Source organism: Pseudomonas sp. GW456-12-1-14-TSB6 (assembly GCF_059424205.1).
In genome coordinates, this window is sequence record NZ_JBWKZE010000047.1 from 1 (window position 1) to 21,772 (window position 21,772).

21 protein-coding genes and 1 pseudogene are annotated in these 21,772 nt (G+C 62.2%); 11 read left to right on the top strand and 11 right to left on the bottom strand.

Annotated features, from left to right (window positions below; all coding sequences use genetic code 11):
* Positions 1–109: 109 nt before the first annotated feature.
* The 11 genes from hutI to AC07Y2_RS27380 all read left to right on the top strand — a co-directional run bounded on the left by hutI (position 110) and on the right by AC07Y2_RS27380 (position 13,444).
* Positions 110–1,315 (top strand): imidazolonepropionase, encoded by a 1,206-nt coding sequence (gene hutI, locus AC07Y2_RS27330; RefSeq protein WP_103387335.1) that lies wholly within the window; start codon positions 110–112, stop codon positions 1,313–1,315.
* A gap of 10 nt (positions 1,316–1,325) precedes the next feature.
* Complete coding sequence (hutG, locus tag AC07Y2_RS27335; RefSeq protein ID WP_039764730.1) at positions 1,326–2,126, top strand: N-formylglutamate deformylase; 801 nt, start codon at positions 1,326–1,328, stop codon at positions 2,124–2,126.
* 246 nt (positions 2,127–2,372) lie between these two features.
* Positions 2,373–3,320 (top strand): choline ABC transporter substrate-binding protein, encoded by a 948-nt coding sequence (locus AC07Y2_RS27340; RefSeq protein ID WP_064592869.1) that lies wholly within the window; start codon positions 2,373–2,375, stop codon positions 3,318–3,320.
* Positions 3,320–4,237, top strand: a complete 918-nt coding sequence (locus AC07Y2_RS27345) for an alpha/beta hydrolase (protein WP_085667685.1) — start codon at positions 3,320–3,322, stop codon at positions 4,235–4,237. Before AC07Y2_RS27340 ends, AC07Y2_RS27345 begins: the two co-directional genes overlap by 1 nt.
* A gap of 104 nt (positions 4,238–4,341) precedes the next feature.
* Positions 4,342–5,313, top strand: a complete 972-nt coding sequence (pip, locus tag AC07Y2_RS27350; RefSeq protein WP_007952436.1) for a prolyl aminopeptidase — start codon at positions 4,342–4,344, stop codon at positions 5,311–5,313.
* Positions 5,310–5,747 carry a D-aminoacyl-tRNA deacylase gene (gene dtd, locus AC07Y2_RS27355; RefSeq protein WP_064592873.1) on the top strand — a complete coding sequence of 146 codons (438 nt, stop codon included), beginning with the start codon at positions 5,310–5,312 and terminating at the stop codon, positions 5,745–5,747. Before pip ends, dtd begins: the two co-directional genes overlap by 4 nt.
* Before the next feature lie 321 nt (positions 5,748–6,068).
* Positions 6,069–7,883 carry a glucan biosynthesis protein G gene (locus AC07Y2_RS27360; RefSeq protein ID WP_085667782.1) on the top strand — a complete coding sequence of 605 codons (1,815 nt, stop codon included), beginning with the start codon at positions 6,069–6,071 and terminating at the stop codon, positions 7,881–7,883.
* Positions 7,876–10,446: a glucans biosynthesis glucosyltransferase MdoH gene (gene mdoH, locus AC07Y2_RS27365; RefSeq protein WP_039764737.1), complete on the top strand. Its 2,571-nt coding sequence runs from the start codon at positions 7,876–7,878 to the stop codon at positions 10,444–10,446. The genes AC07Y2_RS27360 and mdoH overlap by 8 nt, the downstream gene beginning before the upstream one ends.
* 372 nt (positions 10,447–10,818) lie before the next feature.
* On the top strand, positions 10,819–11,616 hold the full coding sequence (locus AC07Y2_RS27370; protein WP_039772466.1) for a transporter substrate-binding domain-containing protein: 798 nt from the start codon (positions 10,819–10,821) through the stop codon (positions 11,614–11,616).
* A 141-nt stretch (positions 11,617–11,757) separates the two neighbouring features.
* A complete protein-coding gene (locus tag AC07Y2_RS27375) occupies positions 11,758–12,717 on the top strand; it encodes an amino acid ABC transporter permease (protein ID WP_007952431.1) in 960 nt (319 codons plus the stop codon).
* A complete protein-coding gene (locus AC07Y2_RS27380) occupies positions 12,710–13,444 on the top strand; it encodes an amino acid ABC transporter ATP-binding protein (RefSeq protein ID WP_064592877.1) in 735 nt (244 codons plus the stop codon). The genes AC07Y2_RS27375 and AC07Y2_RS27380 overlap by 8 nt, the downstream gene beginning before the upstream one ends.
* A 190-nt stretch (positions 13,445–13,634) precedes the next feature.
* Here AC07Y2_RS27380 and AC07Y2_RS27385 read toward each other — a convergent pair whose 3' ends face one another.
* The 11 genes and pseudogenes from AC07Y2_RS27385 to ubiE all read right to left on the bottom strand — a co-directional run bounded on the left by AC07Y2_RS27385 (position 13,635) and on the right by ubiE (position 21,700).
* On the bottom strand, positions 13,635–14,507 hold the full coding sequence (locus tag AC07Y2_RS27385) for a methyl-accepting chemotaxis protein (RefSeq protein WP_371850981.1): 873 nt from the start codon (positions 14,505–14,507) through the stop codon (positions 13,635–13,637).
* Positions 14,490–15,551, bottom strand: a pseudogene (locus tag AC07Y2_RS27390) (methyl-accepting chemotaxis protein); the annotation flags it as partial. The pseudogene AC07Y2_RS27390 and the gene AC07Y2_RS27385, both read right to left, overlap by 18 nt.
* Before the next feature lie 106 nt (positions 15,552–15,657).
* Entirely contained in the window at positions 15,658–16,365 is a 708-nt protein-coding gene (locus AC07Y2_RS27395) for a 16S rRNA (uracil(1498)-N(3))-methyltransferase (protein WP_103387337.1), read from the bottom strand.
* Positions 16,362–17,150 carry a twin-arginine translocase subunit TatC gene (tatC, locus tag AC07Y2_RS27400; protein WP_007952425.1) on the bottom strand — a complete coding sequence of 263 codons (789 nt, stop codon included), beginning with the start codon at positions 17,148–17,150 and terminating at the stop codon, positions 16,362–16,364. Before tatC ends, AC07Y2_RS27395 begins: the two co-directional genes overlap by 4 nt.
* Entirely contained in the window at positions 17,147–17,584 is a 438-nt protein-coding gene (gene tatB, locus AC07Y2_RS27405; RefSeq protein WP_039772458.1) for a Sec-independent protein translocase protein TatB, read from the bottom strand. Before tatB ends, tatC begins: the two co-directional genes overlap by 4 nt.
* Before the next feature lie 10 nt (positions 17,585–17,594).
* Positions 17,595–17,873 (bottom strand): twin-arginine translocase TatA/TatE family subunit, encoded by a 279-nt coding sequence (locus AC07Y2_RS27410; RefSeq protein ID WP_007952423.1) that lies wholly within the window; start codon positions 17,871–17,873, stop codon positions 17,595–17,597.
* Positions 17,874–17,898: 25 nt separating this feature from the next.
* Positions 17,899–18,231: a phosphoribosyl-ATP diphosphatase gene (locus tag AC07Y2_RS27415; RefSeq protein ID WP_003220849.1), complete on the bottom strand. Its 333-nt coding sequence runs from the start codon at positions 18,229–18,231 to the stop codon at positions 17,899–17,901.
* The gene (hisI, locus tag AC07Y2_RS27420) at positions 18,224–18,625 is read right to left on the bottom strand and encodes a phosphoribosyl-AMP cyclohydrolase (protein ID WP_007909357.1); all 402 of its coding nucleotides are present in this window, start codon (positions 18,623–18,625) and stop codon (positions 18,224–18,226) included. The genes AC07Y2_RS27415 and hisI overlap by 8 nt, the downstream gene beginning before the upstream one ends.
* Positions 18,626–18,705: 80 nt before the next feature.
* Positions 18,706–20,310, bottom strand: coding sequence for a ubiquinone biosynthesis regulatory protein kinase UbiB (gene ubiB, locus AC07Y2_RS27425; RefSeq protein WP_039772455.1), 1,605 nt, complete (start codon positions 20,308–20,310; stop codon positions 18,706–18,708).
* Entirely contained in the window at positions 20,307–20,930 is a 624-nt protein-coding gene (locus AC07Y2_RS27430; RefSeq protein WP_007952419.1) for a ubiquinone biosynthesis accessory factor UbiJ, read from the bottom strand. The genes ubiB and AC07Y2_RS27430 overlap by 4 nt, the downstream gene beginning before the upstream one ends.
* Positions 20,930–21,700: a bifunctional demethylmenaquinone methyltransferase/2-methoxy-6-polyprenyl-1,4-benzoquinol methylase UbiE gene (gene ubiE, locus AC07Y2_RS27435; protein ID WP_007952418.1), complete on the bottom strand. Its 771-nt coding sequence runs from the start codon at positions 21,698–21,700 to the stop codon at positions 20,930–20,932. The genes AC07Y2_RS27430 and ubiE overlap by 1 nt, the downstream gene beginning before the upstream one ends.
* Between the last annotated feature and the right edge of the window lie 72 nt (positions 21,701–21,772).

A 21,772-nucleotide genomic window follows, 5' to 3' on the forward strand; every position in this document is an offset into this window, starting at 1 on the left:
CGCTCTGCGTGGGAATGCCTCAAGGGACGCTCCGCGTCCAGTGACGCGGAGCGTCACGGGCTGCATTCCCACGCAGAGCGTGGGAACGATCGCAAGACGAGGACTTGGGATGAAAACCCTCTGGCAACACTGCCACGTCGCAACCATGGCGCAAGGCGTCTACTCGATCATCGAGGATGCGGCCATCGTGACGTCCGGTGCACTCATCGAGTGGATCGGCCCGCGCAGCCAATTGCCGTCAGGCGAATACCCGGCGGTCAATGACCTGCAAGGCGCTTGGGTCACTCCCGGGCTGATCGACTGCCACACCCACACCGTGTTCGGCGGCAACCGCAGCGGCGAATTCGAGAAGCGCCTGCAAGGCGTCAGCTATGCAGAGATCGCCGCCGCCGGCGGCGGCATCGCCAGCACCGTGCGCGCCACGCGCGAAGCCTCGGAAGACGAGCTGTTCGCCAGCGCCGCCAAGCGCCTGAAAAGCCTGATGCGCGACGGCGTGACCACGGTCGAAATGAAATCCGGCTACGGCCTCGATCTGGCCAGCGAGCGCAAGATCCTGCGGGTCATCCGTCGCCTCGCCGCCGAGCTGCCGATCAGCGTGCGCAGCACCTGCCTGGCCGCCCACGCCTTGCCGCCGGAATACAAGGACCGCGCCGACGATTACATCGATCACATCTGTGCCGAGATGCTGCCCGCGCTGGCTGCCGAAGGCCTGGTCGATGCGGTGGATGCGTTCTGCGAATACCTGGCGTTCTCCCCTGAGCAGGTCGAGCGGGTGTTCATTACCGCGCAAAAACTCAATCTGCCGGTGAAGCTGCACGCCGAGCAATTGTCGTCGCTGCACGGTTCCAGCCTCGCTGCGCGCTACCACGCATTGTCCGCCGATCACCTGGAGTTCATGGACGAGGCCGACGCCATCGCCATGGCCGAATCCGACACCGTCGCGGTGTTGTTGCCGGGGGCGTTCTACTTCCTGCGCGAAACCCAGTTGCCGCCGATGGAAGCCCTGCGCAAACACAAAGTGAAAATCGCCATCGCCAGCGACTTAAACCCCGGCACCTCGCCGGCGCTGTCGTTGCGCCTGATGCTGAACATGGCCTGCACCTGCTTCCGCATGACCCCGGAGGAAGCGCTGGCCGGCGCTACGATTCATGCGGCACAAGCCCTGGGCATGGCCGAGACCCACGGTTCGCTGGAAGTCGGCAAGGTCGCGGATTTTGTCGCCTGGCAGATCGATCGCCCGGCGGATCTGGCGTATTGGCTGGGTGGTGAACTGGACAAACGCGTCGTGCGTCACGGCGTTGAATCAAGTCTGTAGGAGAGCGGTTGTGGATAAGGTTCTGAACTTCAAACAAGGTCGCGTGCCGCTGCTGATCAGCATGCCCCACGCCGGTGTGCGCCTGACCCCGGCGGTCGAGGCCGGGTTGATCCCGGACGCGAAAAGCCTGCCGGACACCGACTGGCACATTCCGCAGCTCTACGATTTCGCCGCCGAACTGGGCGCCAGCACTCTGGCGGCCGAGTACTCGCGGTTCGTCATCGACCTGAACCGGCCGTCCGACGACAAACCGCTGTACGCCGGCGCCACCACCGGGCTGTACCCGGCGACGCTGTTCGATGGCATTCCGTTGTTCAAGGCAGGCCAGGAGCCGTCGAAAGAAGAGCGTGCGACCTATCTGGAGCAGATCTGGACGCCGTATCACCGCACCTTGCAGGAGGAGCTGGCGCGGTTGAAGGCCGAGTTCGGTTACGCGTTGCTGTTCGATGCGCATTCGATCCGCTCGATCATCCCGCACCTGTTCGACGGCAAGCTGCCGGACTTCAACCTCGGCACTTTCAACGGCGCCAGTTGCGATCCGCAGTTGGCCACGCAACTGGAAGCGATCTGCGCCCGCCACGACGCTTACAGCCATGTGCTGAACGGGCGCTTCAAGGGCGGCCACATCACCCGTCACTACGGCAACCCGGCGGAAAACATCCACGCTGTGCAACTGGAGCTGGGCCAGTGCACCTACATGGAAGAGTTCGAACCGTTCCGCTACCGCGCCGATCTGGCGGAGCCGACACGGGTGGTGCTGAAGGAATTGCTGCAAGGGCTGCTCGCCTGGGGCAAAAACCACTACAACTGAGTCAGCTGTGATCGTTCCCACGCTCTGCGTGGGAATGCCTCAAGGGACGCTCCGCGTCCAGTGACGCGGAGCGTCACGGGCTGCATTCCCACGCGGAGCGTGGGAACGATCGGGAGAAGTCGCCACCGTGCAAATCCCGGTCGCCACAGTTCGCTTTTCCCGCTCGTCTGCTGCGTAATGTTTCGGCCACGGTGCAAGAAGACACCGATCCGAACAATAACCCGCTGCCGCACGAGACGATCCCACATGAAAAGACTGTTCACTCGTTGTGCGTTAATCCTGACCGGCAGTGCGCTGCTCAGCGCCGGCGCCATGGCTTCCGATGATGCTTCCTGCAAAACCGTGCGCATGGGCGTCGTCAACTGGACCGACGTGATCGCCACCAGCGGCATGGCCGACGTGCTGCTCAACGGCCTCGGCTACGAAAGCAAACAGACCAGCGCCGTGCAGCAAATCATCTTCGCCGGCATCCGCGACAAGCGTCTGGATATCTTCCTCGGCTACTGGAAACCGGCGATGGACAAGAATATTGCGCCGTTCCTCGCCGCCAATCAGGTCAAGGTCATGGACAAACCCAGCCTGGCCGACGCCCAGGCAACGCTGGCGGTTCCGGATTATGTCGCGGCGGCAGGCCTGAAAACCTTCGGCGACATCGCGAAATTCAAGGATCAGCTCGGCGGCAAGATTTACGGCATCGAGCCCGGCAGTGGCGCCAACACCACCATCAAGACGATGATCGAAACCAACCATTTCGGCCTGAAGGATTTCAAGATCGTCGAATCCGGTGAGGCCGGCATGCTCGCCGCCGTGCAGCGGGCGGTGAACCGCAAGGAGTTCGTGGTGTTCGTGGGATGGACCCCGCATCCGATGAACATCAACATGAAGATCACCTACCTGACCGGCAGCGAAGACGTCTACGGCCCCAACGAAGGCGCCGCCACCGTTTCCACGGTCACCGCGCCGGACTACGCCGAGCGCTGCCCTAACGTCCATCGACTGCTGGAAAACCTGACCTTCACCGCCGCTCAGGAAAGCCAGTTGATGGTGCCGATCATGGAGCGCAAGACGCCGCAGGAAGTGGCGAAGACCTGGCTGCGTGAACATCCCGAAGACCTGCAACGCTGGCTGGCGGGTGTCAGCAGTTTCGATGGCAAGGACGGCGTGGCCACGGTTCAGGCCAGCCTGAAAAACTGATGGGCACTTATCCACTTTCGCCGTCGATGGCAGCCTTCGTTTCCAGAACCGAAGGCTTTGCCAGCGAGGACAGCAGCCTCGGCGGATTGCGCAAATCCTATGACGCCATGTGCCGCGCCTTCACGCCCGAACGGCCGGCGGGTCTGGAGGTGGTGGATTTCCAGTTGAGCGGGGTGGCGGTGCGTTCGTATCGCCCGCCCGTCCGGCCATCGGCCAGTGGCTGGCCGTGCGTGTTGTACCTGCACGGCGGCGGTTGGGTGGTCGGCGGGCTGGATTCCCATGACTTCATCTGCTGCGAGCTGGCCATGGCGCTCGGGGCAATGGTGGTGGCGGTGGATTACCGGCTGGCGCCGGAACATCCGTTCCCCGCCGGTTTCGAGGATTGCCTGAGCGTCTGGCGCGCGTTGCGCAGTGGGCCGTTCTGGTTCGACCCCGGACGGATGCTGGTGGCGGGCGACAGTGCCGGGGGCAATCTGGCGGCGGCGCTGTGCCTGGCACTGCGCGATGCCGGCGAGCCGCTGCCGGGCGCGCAGGTCTTGATCTATCCGGGGCTGGGAGGCGATGAGCAGTTGCCGTCGCGCAGCGAATGCGCGGATGCGCCGTTGCTCGCCAGCAGCGATCTCGACTGTTATCACGCCTTGTACCTGCGCGGCACCGCCAAGCCGAACGCCTATGCGATGCCGTTGCTGGCCGGGGACTTCAGCGGTTTGCCACCGGCCTGGATCGCCGTGGCGCAGTTCGATCCGCTGCGTGACGACGGCGTGTGCTACGCCGAACGGCTGAACGCGGCGGGCGTCGACGCGGCGCTGTATTACGGCGAAGGGCTGGTTCACGGCTGCCTGCGGGCGCGAAATCAGGTCGCCGAGGTCGATCGTCTCTTTGAGAACCTGCTGGGGTTCATGGCTGACAAAATGTGACAGCGCACGGGCATGCTCATTGACGTAAATCGGGTTTATGATGCCGGACGGCAGAATAATAGAAGTCCCCTCAGGGATGACCTCGACCCCTTACGGAGCGCGCAATGCAGACTTTGTTTCCGCAGATCAAACCTCACGCACGGCACGATCTGGCCGTCGATGACACCCATACGCTGTACGTCGACGAAAGCGGTTCACCGGAAGGTTTGCCGGTGGTGTTCATCCACGGAGGTCCCGGCGCCGGGTGCGACGCCCAGAGTCGCCGCTACTTCGATCCGAACCTGTATCGCATTGTCACCTTCGACCAGCGCGGCTGCGGTCGCTCCACGCCCCACGCCAGCCTGGAAAACAACACCACCTGGGATCTGGTCGAAGACCTCGAGCGCATTCGTAAACACCTGGGCATCGACAAATGGGTGCTGTTCGGCGGTTCCTGGGGTTCGACCCTGGCGCTGGCCTACGCGCAGACCCACCCGGAGCGCGTGCACGGTCTGATCCTGCGCGGGATCTTTCTCTGCCGTCCGCAGGAAATCGAATGGTTCTACCAGGCCGGCGCCAGCCGTCTGTTCCCCGATTACTGGCAGGACTACCTCGCGCCGATCCCGCTGGACGAGCGCGACGACCTGCTCAGCGCGTTCCACAAACGCCTGACCGGCAACGACCAGATCGCCCAGATGCACGCGGCCAAGGCCTGGTCGACCTGGGAAGGGCGCACCGCGACCCTGCGTCCGAACCCGCTGGTGGTAGACCGTTTCTCCGAGCCGCAGCGCGCCTTGTCGATCGCGCGGATCGAATGCCACTACTTCACCAACAATGCCTTCCTTGAGCCAAACCAGCTGATCCGCGACATGGGCAAGATCGCCCATCTGCCGGGCGTGATCATCCACGGCCGCTACGACGTGATCTGCCCGCTCGACAACGCCTGGGAACTGCATCAGGCCTGGCCGAACAGCGAGCTGCAGGTGATCCGCGATGCCGGCCACGCTGCCTCGGAACCGGGCATCACCGATGCACTGGTGCGCGCCGCCAGCAAAATGGCCCGTCGTCTGCTCGACCTGCCGCCCGAAGAAGCATGAAGGGTCTTTTACAGCGCGTGAAAGGCGCGCGAGTCGAAGTGGCGGGTGAGGTGGTTGGCAGTGTCGATCAGGGTTTATTGGTGCTGGTGGCGGTCGAACCCGACGACACGCCGGCCAGCGCCGACAAACTTCTGCATAAGCTGCTTAACTATCGAGTGTTCAGTGACGCCGAGGGCAAGATGAATCTGTCCCTGGCGGATGTGGGCGGCGGGTTGCTGCTGGTCTCTCAGTTCACCCTCGCTGCCGACACCAAAAGCGGGTTGCGCCCGAGTTTCTCGACCGCCGCCCCTCCGGCGCTGGGCGAAGAATTATTCGACTATCTATTAAGCAAAGCGAAACAGATGCATGGCACAGTGGCATCAGGTAGATTCGGCGCGGATATGCAGGTGCACCTGGTCAACGATGGCCCGGTAACCTTCCTGTTACAGACATGAAAGTGCTTGAAACAACTTTTTAAGGGCTTTTCGACTGAAAACAGGGAATTTTCGCGATAAATACTTTGTTACCCCTGATGCGTTGTCACGCGGGCTACTAGATAATCGCGCGCTACGGGGATCAGCGTTCGTTGGTCCATTTTGACTTAGGTAGAGACTTGTCCGGATCCGATTGGGGAATCATTTTGACCCAGCGGAGTCGGAACAATGCTCGCCAACTTGGCAAGGGTGTCCTGCAAGGTCGGTTTTTTTGTACCGAATCCCTCACAGGCACTTCATCTGGCCGTTGGTTTATTGATCTGTTTTCGGCGAGGGTTGCTCGTGATTGTTAGTCCCTGTAATGCAGCAAAATTGTCTGCCAAACGCTTGCGCAGCGCTCTGGTAGCGGGCTCGGCAGTACTCTGCCTGCTCAGCGCCGGCCAGCTTTGGGCATTCAATCTTGACGATGTGTCGGCCAAGGCCAAAGAGCTGGCCGGGCAGAAGTTCGAAGCCCCGCGCAGCAACCTGCCGAACGAATTCCGTGAAATGAAATTCGCGGACTATCAGAAGATTCGTTTCCGCACCGAAAAAGCCGAATGGGCCGACCAGAAGACCCCGTTCAAGCTGTCCTTCTATCACCAGGGCATGCACTTCGATACGCCGGTGAAAATCAACGAAATCACCGCGAACACCGTCGAAGAGATCAAATACGATCCGAGCCGTTTCGATTTCGGCGACCTGCAGTTCGATCCGAAGGCCACCGAACAACTGGGCTACGCCGGTTTCCGTGTGCTGTACCCGATCAACAAGGCGGACAAGCAAGACGAAATCATGACCATGCTGGGCGCGAGCTACTTCCGCGTTGTCGGCAAGGGTCACACCTACGGTCTGTCGGCCCGTGGTCTGGCGATCGATACCGCTTTGCCGTCCGGCGAAGAATTCCCGCGTTTTCGCGAGTTCTGGATTCAGCAGCCGAAGCCGGGCGACAAGCACCTGGTGATCTTCGCCCTGCTGGATTCGCCACGTGCGACCGGCGCCTACCGTCTGATCCTGCGTCCGGGCAGCGACACCATTGTCGACGTCAAGGGCCAGATGTACCTGCGTGACAAGGTCGGCAAGCTCGGCATCGCGCCGCTGACCAGCATGTTCCTGTTCGGCGCCAACCAGCCGTCGAAAGTGCTCAACTACCGTCGCGAACTGCACGACTCCAGCGGTCTGTCGATCCATGCCGGCAACGGCGAGTGGATCTGGCGCCCTCTGAACAACCCTAAACATCTGGCCGTGAGCCAGTTCAGCGTCGAGAACCCGCGTGGTTTCGGTCTGCTGCAACGTGGCCGTGATTTCAGCCACTACGAAGACCTCGACGACCGCTACGACAAGCGCCCAAGCGCCTGGATCGAGCCGAAGGGCGACTGGGGCAAGGGCACGGTTGATCTGGTCGAGATCCCGACTGCGGACGAAACCAACGACAACATCGTTGCGTTCTGGAACCCGGAAAAACTGCCGGAGCCAGGCCAGCCGCTGGACTTCGCCTACCGCATGCACTGGACCATGGACGAAGCGGCGATTCACGCGCCGGACAGCGCCTGGGTCAAGCAGACCCTGCGTTCGACCGGTGACGTCAAGCAATCGAACCTGATCCGTCAGCCGGATGGCAGCGTTGCCTACCTGGTCGACTTCGAAGGCCCGTCTCTGGCCGCTTTGGCTCCAGATGCGGACGTTCGCAGCCAGGTCAGCGTCGGCGACAACGCCGAACTGGTCGAAAACAGCGTGCGCTACAACCCGGAAACCAAGGGCTGGCGCCTGACCCTGCGGATGAAGATCAAGGACCCGAGCAAGTCCACCGAGATGCGCGCAGCTCTGGTGCAGCCAGTGGTCACCGCTGATCTGGCCAAGTCTTCGGTGCCGACGTCCAATTCGTCGGTAGCCAAGGCCGACAAGGTTGCCGCCAAGCAACAAGAGAAAGCCGACAAGGAAGCCAAGGCCGCCGAGGCCAAACAGGCCGACGCCAAGCCGGTTGCAGATGCCAAGGACAAGGCCAACAAAGACGCCAAGCAGCCAGCCGCTGCGGACGCGGCCCCAGCCACACCGGAATCGGCACCGACTGAAGAAGTCCTGACCGAGACCTGGAGCTATCAGTTGCCTGCCGATGAGTAACTCTCAAGTACAGCCAGAGACTCTGTCCGAGTACCTGGCGCATCTGCCGATGACCGACGAGCAGCGCGCGGAACTCGCGGGCTGCCAGTCCTTCAGCGAATTGCATGAACGCCTGTCGTCCAAGACCTTTGACGCACCGACCGAAGCCGCCCAGGCTTCGGTGGGCAAGCGCCTGATCCTGAGCACCGCCGAAGAGCTGCAAGACGCGGAAATGCTGGTGCTCGACGCCAGCGGCCGGGTCAGCATGAAGGCCACGCCGCCGATCCGTCGGACCAAGGTCGTGCCGGAGCCGTGGCGCACCAACATCCTGGTGCGTGGCTGGCGCCGCCTGACCGGCCGCACCAACCCGCCGCAACCGCCGAAGGACGCCAACGTGCTGCCGGCGGCGCGCTGGCGCACGGTCGGCTCGATCCGTCGCTACATTCTGCTGGTGCTGATGCTGGGGCAGACCATCGTCGCCGGCTGGTACATGAAAGGCATCATGCCGTACCAGGGCTGGTCGTTCGTCGATCTGGAAGAAGTCCTGCATCAACCGCTGCTGCAAACCGCCACGCAAGTGCTGCCGTATGCGCTGCAGACCAGCATCCTGATCATGTTCGGGATTCTGTTTTGCTGGGTATCGGCCGGTTTCTGGACCGCGCTGATGGGCTTCCTCGAATTGCTCACCGGCCACGATAAATACCGGATCTCCGGTAAAAGTGCCGGCAACGAGCCGATTCCGAAAGACGCGCGCACCGCACTGGTGATGCCGATCTGCAACGAAGACGTGCCTCGGGTGTTCGCCGGTCTGCGCGCGACCTTCGAGTCGGTCGCCGCTACCGGTGACCTGGACCGTTTCGACTTCTTCGTCCTCAGCGACAGTAACGACACCGACATCTGCGTTGCCGAGCAGCAGGCCTGGCTGGACGTCTGCCGCGAAGCCAAGGGTTTCGGCAAGATCTTCTATCGCCGCCGTCGCCGTCGCGTCAAACGCAAGAGCGGCAACCTCGACGACTTCTGCCGTCGCTGGGGCGGTGACTACAAGTACATGGTCGTGCTCGACGCCGACTCGGTGATGAGCGGCGAGTGCCTGACCAGTCTGGTGCGCCTGATGGAGGCCACGCCGGACGCCGGTATCATCCAGACCGCGCCGCGCGCTTCGGGCATGGACACGCTGTATGCGCGCATGCAGCAGTTCGCCACTCGCGTGTACGGTCCGCTGTTCACCGCCGGCCTGCACTTCTGGCAGCTGGGTGAATCCCACTACTGGGGTCACAACGCGATCATCCGCATGAAGCCGTTCATCGACCACTGCGCCCTGGCGCCGTTGCCGGGCAAAGGTGCGTTCTCCGGTGCGATTCTCTCTCACGACTTCGTTGAAGCGGCGCTGATGCGCCGCGCCGGCTGGGGCGTGTGGATTGCCTACGATCTGCCGGGCAGCTACGAAGAACTGCCGCCGAACCTGCTCGACGAGCTCAAGCGTGACCGTCGCTGGTGCCACGGCAACCTGATGAACTTCCGTCTGTTCCTGGTCAAAGGCATGCACCCGGTGCACCGCGCGGTGTTCCTGACCGGCGTGATGTCTTACCTGTCGGCGCCGTTGTGGTTCTTCTTCCTCGTGCTGTCGACCGCGCTGCTGGCGGTGAACACGCTGATGGAGCCGCAGTACTTCCTCGAACCGCGTCAGCTCTATCCGCTGTGGCCGCAATGGCACCCGGACAAGGCGATCGCGCTGTTCTCGACGACCATCGTGCTGCTGTTCCTGCCGAAGCTGTTGAGCATCATCCTGATCTGGGCCAAGGGCGCGAAAGAGTTCGGCGGCAAGTTCAAGGTGACCCTGTCGATGCTGCTGGAGATGCTGTTCTCCATGCTGCTGGCGCCGGTACGGATGATTTTCCACACCCGTTTCGTTCTCGCCGCGTTCCTCGGCTGGGCCGCGACCTGGAACTCGCCGCAGCGTGACGACGACTCGACGCCATGGAGCGAAGCGGTCAAGCGTCACGGTCCGCAGACCCTGCTGGGCTTCTTCTGGGCGCTGCTGGTGATCTGGCTGAACCCGAGCTTCCTGTGGTGGCTGGTGCCGATCGTCGGTTCGCTGATGCTGTCGATTCCGGTGTCGGTGATTTCCAGCCGCGTCGGTCTGGGCCTCAAATCCCGTGACGAGAGCCTGTTCCTCATCCCCGAGGAATACAATCCGCCACAGGCGCTGCTGGCCACCGATCAGTACACCCACGAAAACCGCTGGCACGCACTGAATGACGGCTTCATCCGCGCCGTGGTCGATCCACAGCAGAACGCCCTGGCGTGCTCGCTGGCGACCTCGCGTCACGGTCAGGCCGAGCCGATCGAATGGCTGCGCCAGGAACGTGTGCGTCACGCGATCAAGGTCGGCCCGGCCGGGCTGAACAACCATGATCGCCTGCAACTGCTGAGCGATCCGGTGGCCCTGGCCCGTCTGCACGAGCAGGTGTGGGCCGAAGGTCATGCCGAGTGGCTGGACGCATGGCGGGCTTCGGTGAAAGCTGATCCTCATGCACCGCTGCTGCCGCTCAAGCCTGTGAGCTTGCAGGCGCAACCGGCCTGATGAAGAAACCCCGCGAAAGCGGGGTTTTTTTTGCCTGCCGAAAAGCCCCTCATCGGAACGCCGCCCGCCTAACCCTCTCCCAGAGGGAGAGGGGACTGACTGAGTTGTTCTCTCGAAATACATCGACCTGACAGATCTCGGTCGAACTCAGATTTGAAATTTACAGAGATCGGCTCCCTTTCCCCCTCGCCCCCCTTGGGGGAGAGGGTTGGGGTGAGGGGGTAAATCTTGAATGTTAAACAAATCGTCCATTAAACCTTGTGCAAAAAATCGAGTGCGTTAGCATCCGTCCCCGAATTGGCGCACCCGGACAATCTTGTCCATTTCTGTCGGTTTTCGCGCCGCAAACGCAATGGTTTTGGGGACTTGAAGATGAAGAAGTATCTGTCGATGCTGCTGGTCGGCGTCACGGCACTGGTTGCAGTCAATGCGGCGCAGGCCGGCGCAATCGACGACGCGGTCAAGCGTGGCTCGTTGAAGGTCGGCATGGATCCGACCTACATGCCGTTCGAAATGACCAACAAGCGCGGCGAAATCATCGGTTTCGAAGTCGACATCCTCAAAGCCATGACCAAGGCCATGGGCGTCAAGCTGGAGCTGGTCTCCACCGGCTACGACGGGATCATCCCGGCGCTGATGACCGACAAGTTCGACATGATCGGCAGCGGCATGACCCTGACCCAGGAACGCAACCTGCGCCTGAACTTCAGCGAACCGTTCATCGTGGTCGGCCAGACCCTGCTGATCCGCAAGGAACTGGAAGGCACCATCAAGTCCTACAAAGACCTGAACACCGCCGACTACCGCATCACCTCCAAGCTCGGCACCACCGGCGAGATGGTCGCCAAAAAACTGATCTCCAAGGCCAAGTACCACGGCTACGACAACGAGCAGGAAGCCGTGCTCGACGTGGTCAACGGCAAGGCTGATGCCTTCATCTACGACGCGCCGTACAACGTGGTCGCGGTGAACAAGGTCGGCGCCGGCAAACTGGTGTTCCTCGACAAGCCGTTCACCTACGAGCCACTGGCCTTCGGTCTGAAGAAGGGTGACTACGACAGCATCAACTTCATCAACAACTTCCTGCACCAGATCCACGAAGACGGCACCTACGATCGCATCCATGACAAGTGGTTCAAGAGCACCGAGTGGCTCAAGGACATGGAATAAGGCCCGCCCGCTGATCGTTCCCACGCTTTGCGTGGGAACGCCGCCCGGGACGCTCCGCGTCCCTTCGCAAGCGTGACGCAGAGCGTCACAGGATGCATTCCCACGCAGAGCGTGGGAACGAGCGAATCAGAGAAACATTCAATGAAACAGAAAAAAGCCCAATGGCCCTGGCACGTCCTGACCGTGCTGGTGCTGGTCGGCCTGGCCGGCGCGTTGTATTACGCCACGTCGCTGATGTCCTACGAATGGCGCTGGAACCGCGTGCCGCAGTACTTCGCCTATCAGGCCGAGGAAACCCAGCGCGCGACCGACATTTCCACCGTCAGCGAACTGGTGCGCAAAGGTGGCAGCGCGCAGGTCACCCTGCGCAACGATGCCGGTGACGAGCAGCACCTGACCGTCGACGAAAACAGCCTGCAATTCGCTCAGGGCGACGATGTGGCCGAAGGCGACGTCGTGGGCGTGACGCGGCATTGGGCGGCGGGTCCGCTGCTGTGGGGCCTGTGGACCACGCTTTGGCTGTCGGTGGTGTCCGGTGTGCTGGGTCTGCTGATCGGTCTGGCCACCGGGCTGTGCCGGCTGTCGAGCAACCCGACCCTGCGCGACCTGTCGACGATCTATGTCGAACTGGTGCGCGGCACGCCGCTGCTGGTGCAGATCTTCATTTTCTATTTCTTCATCGGCACGGTGATGAACCTGTCCCGGGAGTTCGCCGGGATTGCCGCGCTGTCGTTGTTCACCGGCGCCTACGTGGCGGAAATCATCCGTTCCGGTGTGCAGTCGATTGCCCGCGGCCAGAACGAAGCGGCGCGTTCGCTCGGCCTGAGTGCCGGTCAGTCGATGCGTCATGTGGTGCTGCCGCAGGCATTCAAGCGCGTGCTGCCGCCGCTGGCCGGGCAGTTCATCAGTCTGGTCAAAGACACCTCGCTGGTGTCGGTGATCGCCATCACCGAGCTGCTGAAAAGCGGCCGGGAAGTCATCACCACGTCGTTCTCGCCGTTCGAGATCCTGTTCTGCGTCGCCGGCCTGTACCTGTTGATCAACCTGCCGCTGTCGAAAATCGCCAGCCGGCTTGAGCGGAGGCTCGCGCAAAGTGATTGAAGTCCGTGATCTGGTAAAAGTCTTCGACACCCGTGGGCAAGTGGTGCGCGCGGTGGATAACGTCAGCACGTCCGTGGCCAAAGGTGAAGTGCTGGTGGTGATCGGCCCGTCCGGCTCCGGCAAGTCGACCTTCCTGCGTTGCCTTAATGGTCTGGAAGAATTCGATTCCGGCTCGGTGAGCATCGACGGCCTGCAACTGGCCGACCCGAAAACCGACGTCAACGCCTACCGCCGCGAAGTCGGCATGGTGTTCCAGCATTTCAATCTGTTCCCGCACATGACCGTGCTGGAGAACCTGTGCCTGGCGCAGAAAGTCGTGCGCAAGCGCGGCCAGAAGGAAAGCGAAGCCAAGGCTCTGGCATTGCTGGAGAAGGTCGGCATCGCCCAGAAGGCCCGCGAATACCCGTCGCGCCTGTCCGGCGGTCAGCAGCAGCGCGTGGCGATTGCCCGGGCGCTGGCGATGGACCCCAAGGTCATGCTGTTCGACGAACCGACCTCGGCCCTCGACCCGGAAATGGTCGGCGAAGTGCTGGACGTGATGAAAAACCTGGCTGTGGAAGGCATGACCATGGTCTGCGTGACCCACGAAATGGGTTTTGCCCGGGAAGTGGCGGATCGGGTGCTGTTCTTCGATCACGGCAAACTGCTGGAAGACGCCTCGCCGGCCGAGTTCTTCGATGCGCCGAAGGATCCGCGAGCCCAGGCGTTCCTGCGGCAAGTTCTCTAAACGCAGGGCAAAAAAAACGCAGCCATTGGCTGCGTTTTTTTATCACTGATCGTTCCCACGTCGAGGCGTCGAACCGTCTGCGTGGGAATGCCGCTCAGGACGCTCTGCGTCCCTTCGCAAGCGTGACGCGGAGCGTCACAGGATGCATTCCCACGCAGAGCGTGGGAACGATCAAGCGATCAAGCATCCCTTACACCTTGAACCGGCCCACCAGCGTTTGCAGGTGAGTGCCCAGGCGCGCCAACTCGACGCTGGAGGCCGCCGTCTCTTCACTGGCCGCCGAGGTCTGGTCCGACACGTCCCGCACGTTCAGCACGCTGCGGTTGATCTCTTCAGCCACAGCGCTCTGCTGCTCGGCCGCCGCGGCGATCTGCTGGTTCATCGCCTGAATTGCCGAAACGGTGCGGGTGATGCTTTCCAGCGAACCACCGGCACGCCGGGTCAGCTCGACACTGCTGTCGGTCAGGGTGCGGCTGTTGTCCATGATCGTCGCCACTTGCTGGGTGCCGTTCTGCAGGCCGACGATCAGCTCTTCGATCTCTTCCGTGGACTTCTGAGTGCGCTGGGCCAGGCTGCGGACTTCGTCGGCAACCACCGCAAAGCCACGTCCGGCTTCACCGGCACGGGCGGCTTCGATGGCGGCGTTGAGGGCCAGCAGGTTGGTTTGCTGGGCCACGGACTTGATCACGTCAAGCACGCTGCCGATCTTGTCGCTTTCGCGCTTGAGCTCGCCCATGGCCTCGGTGGAGTGGCCGACTTCAGCGGCCAGACGTTCGATCTGGGCGATGGCTTCACCGACAACCTTGTCGCCTTCACGGGCCTGCTGGTCAGCAGCGACCGCTGCTTCCGAAGCTTCCTCGGCGTTGCGTGCGACTTCCTGCACGGTGGCGGCCATTTCGTTCATGGCGGTGGCGACCTGGTCGGTCTCGATTTTCTGATTGTTGACCCCGGCGCTGGTCTGCTCGGTCACCGCGGACAACTCTTCGGCGGCGCTGGCGATCTGGGTCACGCCGTCGCTGATGCCGCCGATCAATTCGCGCAGGCCCTGGGTCATGCTCTGCATCGAGCGTTGCAGTTGACCAAGTTCATCGCGGCGCAGGGACACCAGATTGTGGGTCAGGTCACCGGCGGCCACGCGTTCGGCGACTTTCAGGGTCTGCTCCAGCGGAATGATGATCTGCCGGGTGATCGCCCAGGCCGCGAGCAGACCGAAGGCCAGGGCCAGCAGGGTGGCGATCATCAGCATGTTTTTGGCGTGCGCGGCATCGGTGTCGCGGACGATGGTCTGAGATTCGGTGAGTTTCTTGCTGACGTCGAGCAGGATGTCGCCCTGGGCCGACATGCGAGCCAGCGCTTTGGCGTTGTTCACCTGGGAGTCGCGGAACTGGCTGACGGCGGCGCGGTAAGCCTTGAGCGATTCGGTGGCCTGCTGCAGGTTGGCGATGTGTTGATCGGGCAGTTTGCTCGGCAGGCTTTCCAGATTGTTCAGGGCGGCGGCGATGGCATCCAGCGCCGGTTGTTCGGCTTCGGCCTTGCCGCTGTAGGTGTAGCCGCGCACCTGATAGCGCGCCTGCTGCAGCAGTTTGCTCAGTTCGATCACGCTGTTGAATTGCGCGACGCTGTCGCCTTGCAGCAGGGATTTCTCGACTTCGCTGACCTTGGCCACGGCATTGTCGGCGCTGGCGCCGAGTTTGCTGCGGGCGTCTTCACGCTGCACGGTGGCCTGGGTCATGTCGCCAAAGGCGCGTTTGTACTCGGCGACCGCTGCCAGTTGCTGATCGATCATGGCCACGTCGGACGGTTGCTCGATCATGCCGCGGGCGCTTTGCAGGCCGGCGTCGAGTTTGCCGAGCAGGTCGTTGACCGCACCGGGGCCCTGTTCGCCACGGCGGGCTTCATAGTCCAGACGCGCCAGACGCAGGTCCTTGGTCAGCTCGTTGAGGCTGGAGATGAAGCCGAGCTTGTCGCCCCGGCTGATGATCCCGCTCATGCCGGTCCAGCCGGTGAAGGTGATCAACAGGGTCAGCAGCAGCACCAGGCCGAAACCGATTCCAAGCTTACGTTTAACGCTGACGTTTCCAAGACTCTCGGCTAACCAACGGTACATGCGACGACTCCCTCGGACCACTAATTGGACTTATGGGGAGGGTATCGGCCGCATGATGGCAATCTGTAACGCCTTTTGTCCGGCGAAGCGCTTAGAACAGAAGCGCTCAGAACAGCCGGGCGAGCAGTGCGGTGACGGCGGTTTCGACCCGCAGGATGCGCTCGCCCAGTTGCACCGGTTGCAGCCCGGCCCTGGCCAGCAGATCGATTTCGTAGGGAATCCAGCCACCCTCGGGGCCGATGGCCAGGGTTACCGGTTCGCTGAGGGCGCGGGGGCAGGGCGGGAAGTTGCCCGGATGACCGACCAGACCGAGGGTGCCGTCGGTGATGGCTGGCAGGCGATCTTCGACGAACGGCTTGAAGCGCTTCTCGATGATGATTTCCGGCAGCACCGTGTCCCGGGCCTGTTCCAAGCCCAGGATCAACTGTTCGCGGATCGCTTCCGGTTCGAGGAACGGCGTCTGCCAGAAGCTTTTTTCGACCCGGTAGCTGTTGACCAGAATCACCTTCGACACGCCCATGGTCGCCACGGTCTGGAACACCCGGCGCAGCATCTTCGGGCGGGGCAGGGCGAGTACCAGGGTCAGCGGCAGTTTGGCCGGTGGCGGTTGATCGAGGGTGACCCGCAGCTCGGCTTCGCCCGCGTCCAGGCGCAGCAGCTCGGCCGAGCCCATCAGCCCGCCAATGCGCCCGACCCGCAGGCTGTCGCCGACTTCCGAGCGGTGGACTTCCTGCATGTGGGTCAGGCGCCGGTCACGCAGCACGACGCGGTCGGCCGCAATGAAGTCGGCCTCCTCGAGCAGCAGCAGGTTCATGGCTGAGTCGCTGGCGGCTGGTCGTTGTGATCGTCGGCGGTTTCTTCCGGGCGCTCGCGTTTGCTGACCAGACTGCCGAACAGGATGCCGACTTCGAACAGCATCCACATCGGCACGGCCAGCAGGGTCTGGGAGAAGATGTCCGGCGGGGTCAGGATCATGCCGACCACGAAGCAGCCGATGATCACGTACGGACGGATCTTCTTCAGGTATTTGACGTCGACCACGCCGATCCACACCAGCAGCACCACGGCCACCGGGATTTCGAACGCCACGCCGAAAGCGAAGAACAGCGTCATGACGAAATCGAGGTAACTGGTAATGTCGGTCATCATTTCCACGCCGGCCGGGGTGGCCGAGGCGAAGAACTTGAAGATCAGCGGGAACACGAAGAAGTAGGCGAATGCCATGCCGGTGTAGAACAGCAGGATACTGGAGATCAGCAACGGCACTGCGACACGCTTCTCGTGCTTGTACAGGCCCGGTGCGATGAAGCCCCAGATCTGATGCAGGATTACCGGGATCGCCAGGAACAGCGAGACCATCATCGTCAGCTTCAACGGCGTCAGGAACGGCGACGACACGTCGGTGGCGATCATCGTCGCGCCGGCCGGCAGGTATTCGCGCAACGGCGTCGAGACGAAGGTGTAGATCTGCTGGGTAAAGGCAAACAGCCCGGCGAAGATGATGAAGATCGCCGCGACGCAACGCAGCAGGCGGGTGCGCAACTCGGTGAGGTGCGAAACCAGCGGCATGTGCTGGTCGTTTTCGGGGAGATCGCTCATGGGGCTCGCGGCGGCAGTGTTGGGTCGTGTGGGGCTGGCGCAACAGGCGCAGCCGCAGGGGCAACAGGTTCTACAGGAGCGGTGACAGGTGCGATTTCAGCAGAAGCGGTCGATACGTGTTCGACACTTGCTGACGGCGCATGAATCGTTTGCTCGGCAACCGGAGGTGCCGGCGTCGGCTCCTGCTGAACCGGCGTGAAAATCTTCCGCGCCTCCTGTTCCAGCGACAGGATGTGCTCGTTGTGCAGTTGCCGACGGATTTCGTCGGCACCGATTTCACGCTCAACTTCCTGTTTGATCGCGTTGAAGCTGCGCTTCAGCCGTCCGACCCACAGGCCGGCGGTGCGTGCAGCGCCCGGCAGACGCTCGGGACCCAGCACCAGCAGGGCGACGAGGCCGACGAGCAGCAGTTCAGAGAAGCTGATACCAAACATTAGTCAGTGCTCACACGTCTTTGCGGATCGGCTCTTCGACTTTCTGCGCCTGCACGTCGATGGTGTGCGGCGGGTTGGCCTGAGCGGTGGCTTGCGGCTGAACCGGCGGCACCGGTTGCGCAGGCGTGACGGTCGGATCGGCCGGTTTTTCGTCGTCGTTCATGGCTTTACGGAAGCCCTTGATCGATTCGCCGACGTCGGTGCCAAGGTTTTTAAGTTTCTTGGTACCGAACACCAGTACCACGACCACCAGGATGACGATCCAGTGTTTCCAGTCAAAAATGCCCATGTTGCTGTTCCTCTCTTGAAGTTGTTCAGGCGGACGGGCGCGAGGCTTTCTCGACGTGTCCGGACAGGCCGAAACGGCGATCCAGTTCATCCAGCACCGCCTGCGGATGCTGCCCCAGCTGGGCAAGCATGACCATGCTGTGGAACCACAGGTCGGCGGTCTCGTAGATCACGTCGCTGCAGTCGCCGCTGATGGCGGCGTCCTTGGCGGCAATGATCGTTTCGACCGATTCTTCGCCGACTTTCTCCAGAATCTTGTTCAGACCCTTGTGGTACAGACTGGCGACATACGAGCTGTCGGCGGCTGCGCCTTTGCGCTCTTCCAGCACCTGAGCAAGGCGGGTCAGAGTGTCACTCATGTTTGTGTCCTGCGGAATAGATGGCGTGCGGGTCTTTCAGGACCGGGTCGACCGTTTTCCAGTCGCCGTTTTCGAAGACGCGGTAGAAGCAGCTTTGACGGCCGGTATGGCAAGCGATGTCGCCGATCTGTTCGACCATCAGGATGATGACGTCGGCGTCGCAGTCCAGACGCATTTCATGCAGCGTCTGTACATGGCCGGACTCTTCGCCCTTGCGCCACAGCTTGCCACGGGAACGTGACCAATAGATGGCACGGTTTTCCGCCGCGGTCAGCTCCAGGGCTTCGCGGTTCATCCAGGCCATCATCAATACGCGTCCGGTCTTGTGATCCTGAGCAATCGCCGGCACCAGGCCATCGGCGTCCCACTTGATCTCGTCCAGCCAGTTTTTCATCTTCGACTCCGACAGCGAACCCACACTTCAATAGTCGGGCTCAGGCGTTGAAACAGTGTGCCAGCCGATCACGGAACTGGCTATCGGCGAACGACCAGATACAAGCCGACGGCCACCATGATCCCAGCGGGCCAATGCCCCAGTTCGTGCATCGGGCCCCCGGCGGCGAGGATCGTACCGCCTGCCAGATGGGCGCTGCCGAGCAGGCGCAGGAACCAGTCGTCCTTGCGCTTTTTCCACGGCGGTGGCGGGTCGTTGGCGTGGGGTTGGGACATGCGTTCGAGCAGATCGCGGGCCATGTTGGCCAGGTGCGGCAGTTGTTCGAACTGGCTCTGGACGTTGCCGAGCAAGGCTTTCGGGCTGACGCGCTCGCGCATCCAGCGTTCGAGGAACGGCTGCGCGGTGTTCCACAGATCGAGGTCCGGGTACAGCTGACGGCCCAGGCCTTCGATGTTCAGCAGGGTCTTTTGCAGCAATACGAGTTGCGGCTGCACTTCCATGTTGAAGCGGCGCGCGGTCTGGAACAGGCGCATCAGCACCTGGCCAAATGAAATATCTTTTAATGGTTTTTCGAAGATCGGCTCGCACACGGTACGGATCGCCGCTTCGAATTCATTCAATTTGGTTTCCGCCGGCACCCAGCCCGAATCGATGTGCAATTGCGCCACGCGGCGGTAGTCGCGCTTGAAGAAGGCGAACAGGTTGCGCGCCAGATAATCCTGGTCTTCCGGGGTCAGGCTGCCGACGATGCCGCAGTCGATCGCGATGTACTGCGGGCTCCACGGGTTGACGGTGCTGACGAAGATGTTGCCCGGGTGCATGTCGGCGTGGAAGAAACTGTCGCGAAACACCTGGGTGAAGAAGATCTCCACGCCGCGCTCGGCGAGCATTTTCATGTCGGTGCGCTGGTCGGCGAGGGTCGCCAGATCGGTCACCTGAATCCCGTAGATGCGCTCCATCACCAGCACTTTCGGCCGGCACCAGTCCCAATAGACTTGCGGCACGTAGAGCAGTGGCGAGCCTTCGAAGTTGCGCTTCAACTGGCTGGCGTTGGCTGCCTCGCGCAACAGGTCGAGTTCGTCGTAGATGGTTTTTTCGTAGTCGCTGACCACGTCCACCGGGTGCAGCAGACGGGCGTCGGCGGAGACTTTTTCGGCGGCGCGGGCGAGGATGAACAGCCACGCCAGATCCTGGGCGATGATCGGTTTCAGACCCGGGCGGATCACCTTGACCACCACTTCTTCGCCAGTCTTCAGTTGCGCGGCGTGTACCTGCGCCACCGAGGCCGAGGCCAGCGGTTCGACGTCGAAGCGGCTGAACACTTCGCTGATCTTCTTGCCCAGTTGTTCTTCGATCAATTTGACCGACAGCTGCGAATCGAACGGCGGCACGCGGTCCTGCAACCGCATCAGCTCATCGGCGATGTCTTCCGGCAGCAGGTCGCGGCGGGTCGAAAGGATCTGCCCGAACTTGATGAAGATCGGCCCCAGGTCCTGCAACGCCAGGCGCAGGCGTGCGCCACGGCTCAGGTCCAGCGGCTTGCGCGGGAACCAGCGCCAAGGCAGGACATAGCGCAGCGCCAGCAGGAACCACGGCAAAGGCAGGTCGAACAGCAGGTCATCGAGGCGGTAGCGGATCACGACGCGCTGGATGCGCAACAGACGGCGGACGGCGAGCAGCTTCATGCGTTATCGCTTGGGTCGAGGGATCGGGAAAGGCGCTCGAAGCGCGCCTCGAGACGTTCCAGATCGAGTTTGATCCGGTCCAGTTCGCTGAAACGGGCTTCGGCTTCGCGCTGCCCGACGAGGGTGCGCGATTCTTCGGCCAGGTATTCGGCGAGGTTCTGGTTGAGGCTGGCAAATCCTTGTTGATACCAGCGGGCGCGGCTGCGCAGGTGGCCGCCGACCAGTTGCGTGGCGACAGGTCCCAGCCAGCGCGAGAGTTCGTACTCCCAGTCCAGCTCCAGATCCTGCAGCACGCCCGCCAGCTCCAGCAGCACGCCGCTGTCGCCGTCGAGTTCGACTTCCGGCGCGTGCAGCACCGCCGTCTTGTCCTTGCTCAGGGCCAGTTTCACCAGACTCGAGGCTGGGGCGCGCAGGGTGCAGTCGACGCCGGTTTCCCAGTGGGATGCCAGCATCAGGCCTTCGTCGCTCGGCAGAATGAACAGTTGCAGCGCCGGGCTGCGGCAATCCACGGCAATCACTTTGCCGGTCAGGTGCGCCAGTCGCGGCAGCGCCGTGCTGTCGAGACGCAGCACGCGGTTGAGGCCGAGTTCGACGCTGGCGAGCAGCCCGGTCAGCAGCATCAGGGTTTGATGCCGCGGTGCAGGGCGACGATGCCTGCGGTCATGTTGTGATAGGTCACGCGATCGAAACCGGCGTCGACCATCATCGACTTCAAAGTTTCCTGATTCGGGTGCATGCGGATCGATTCAGCCAGGTAGCGATAGCTTTCCGAGTCGTTAGTGATCAGCTTGCCCATCAGCGGCATGAAGGCGAACGAGTAGGCGTCGTAGGCCTTGGACATCAGCGCGTTGGTCGGCTTGGAAAATTCCAGCACCAGCAGACGACCGCCCGGCTTGAGTACGCGCAGCATCGAGCGCAGGGCGTCTTCCTTGTGCGTCACGTTGCGCAGGCCGAAGGCGATGGTCACGCAGTCGAAATGGTTGTCCGGGAACGGCAGCTTTTCAGCGTCGGCCTGGACGAACTCGACGTTGCCCGAAACACCGACGTCCAGCAGGCGGTCACGGCCGACCTTGAGCATGGATTCGTTGATGTCCGCGAGAACCACTTGACCGGTCGGGCCGACCAGATGCGAGAACTTTTTGGTCAGGTCGCCCGTGCCACCGGCGATGTCCAGCACGCGGTTGCCGGCGCGCACGCCCGACAGTTCGATCGCGAAACGCTTCCACAGACGGTGCATGCCGCCCGACAGAAGGTCGTTCATCAGGTCGTACTTGGCGGCCACGGAGTGGAACACCTCAGCGACTTTTTCCGCTTTCTGGCTTTCCGGAACGTTTTTGAAGCCGAAGTGAGTGGTGGGTTCGGCATCGCTGCCTTTGCGCTGATCAGTCATATCGCTGTCACCAAAAGAGAATGCGCGACATTCTAATCCCCAAGCCATGCTTTGTCTTGGAATGGCTAAAGG

Coding starts and splice junctions, on each gene's coding strand:
- AC07Y2_RS27415 (WP_003220849.1), bottom strand. CDS start 18,231: ATGAGTGACACTCTGACCCGCCTTGCTCAGGTGCTGGAAGAGCGCAAA.
- AC07Y2_RS27370 (WP_039772466.1), top strand. CDS start 10,819: ATGAAGAAGTATCTGTCGATGCTGCTGGTCGGCGTCACGGCACTGGTT.
- hutI (WP_103387335.1), top strand. CDS start 110: ATGAAAACCCTCTGGCAACACTGCCACGTCGCAACCATGGCGCAAGGC.
- hisI (WP_007909357.1), bottom strand. CDS start 18,625: ATGAAAAACTGGCTGGACGAGATCAAGTGGGACGCCGATGGCCTGGTG.
- ubiB (WP_039772455.1), bottom strand. CDS start 20,310: ATGAAGCTGCTCGCCGTCCGCCGTCTGTTGCGCATCCAGCGCGTCGTG.
- AC07Y2_RS27345 (WP_085667685.1), top strand. CDS start 3,320: ATGGGCACTTATCCACTTTCGCCGTCGATGGCAGCCTTCGTTTCCAGA.
- mdoH (WP_039764737.1), top strand. CDS start 7,876: ATGAGTAACTCTCAAGTACAGCCAGAGACTCTGTCCGAGTACCTGGCG.
- AC07Y2_RS27375 (WP_007952431.1), top strand. CDS start 11,758: ATGAAACAGAAAAAAGCCCAATGGCCCTGGCACGTCCTGACCGTGCTG.
- ubiE (WP_007952418.1), bottom strand. CDS start 21,700: ATGACTGATCAGCGCAAAGGCAGCGATGCCGAACCCACCACTCACTTC.
- AC07Y2_RS27430 (WP_007952419.1), bottom strand. CDS start 20,930: ATGCTGCTGACCGGGCTGCTCGCCAGCGTCGAACTCGGCCTCAACCGC.
- AC07Y2_RS27410 (WP_007952423.1), bottom strand. CDS start 17,873: ATGGGCATTTTTGACTGGAAACACTGGATCGTCATCCTGGTGGTCGTG.
- AC07Y2_RS27340 (WP_064592869.1), top strand. CDS start 2,373: ATGAAAAGACTGTTCACTCGTTGTGCGTTAATCCTGACCGGCAGTGCG.
- tatB (WP_039772458.1), bottom strand. CDS start 17,584: ATGTTTGGTATCAGCTTCTCTGAACTGCTGCTCGTCGGCCTCGTCGCC.
- tatC (WP_007952425.1), bottom strand. CDS start 17,150: ATGAGCGATCTCCCCGAAAACGACCAGCACATGCCGCTGGTTTCGCAC.
- pip (WP_007952436.1), top strand. CDS start 4,342: ATGCAGACTTTGTTTCCGCAGATCAAACCTCACGCACGGCACGATCTG.
- AC07Y2_RS27395 (WP_103387337.1), bottom strand. CDS start 16,365: ATGAACCTGCTGCTGCTCGAGGAGGCCGACTTCATTGCGGCCGACCGC.
- AC07Y2_RS27385 (WP_371850981.1), bottom strand. CDS start 14,507: ATGCAGAGCATGACCCAGGGCCTGCGCGAATTGATCGGCGGCATCAGC.
- dtd (WP_064592873.1), top strand. CDS start 5,310: ATGAAGGGTCTTTTACAGCGCGTGAAAGGCGCGCGAGTCGAAGTGGCG.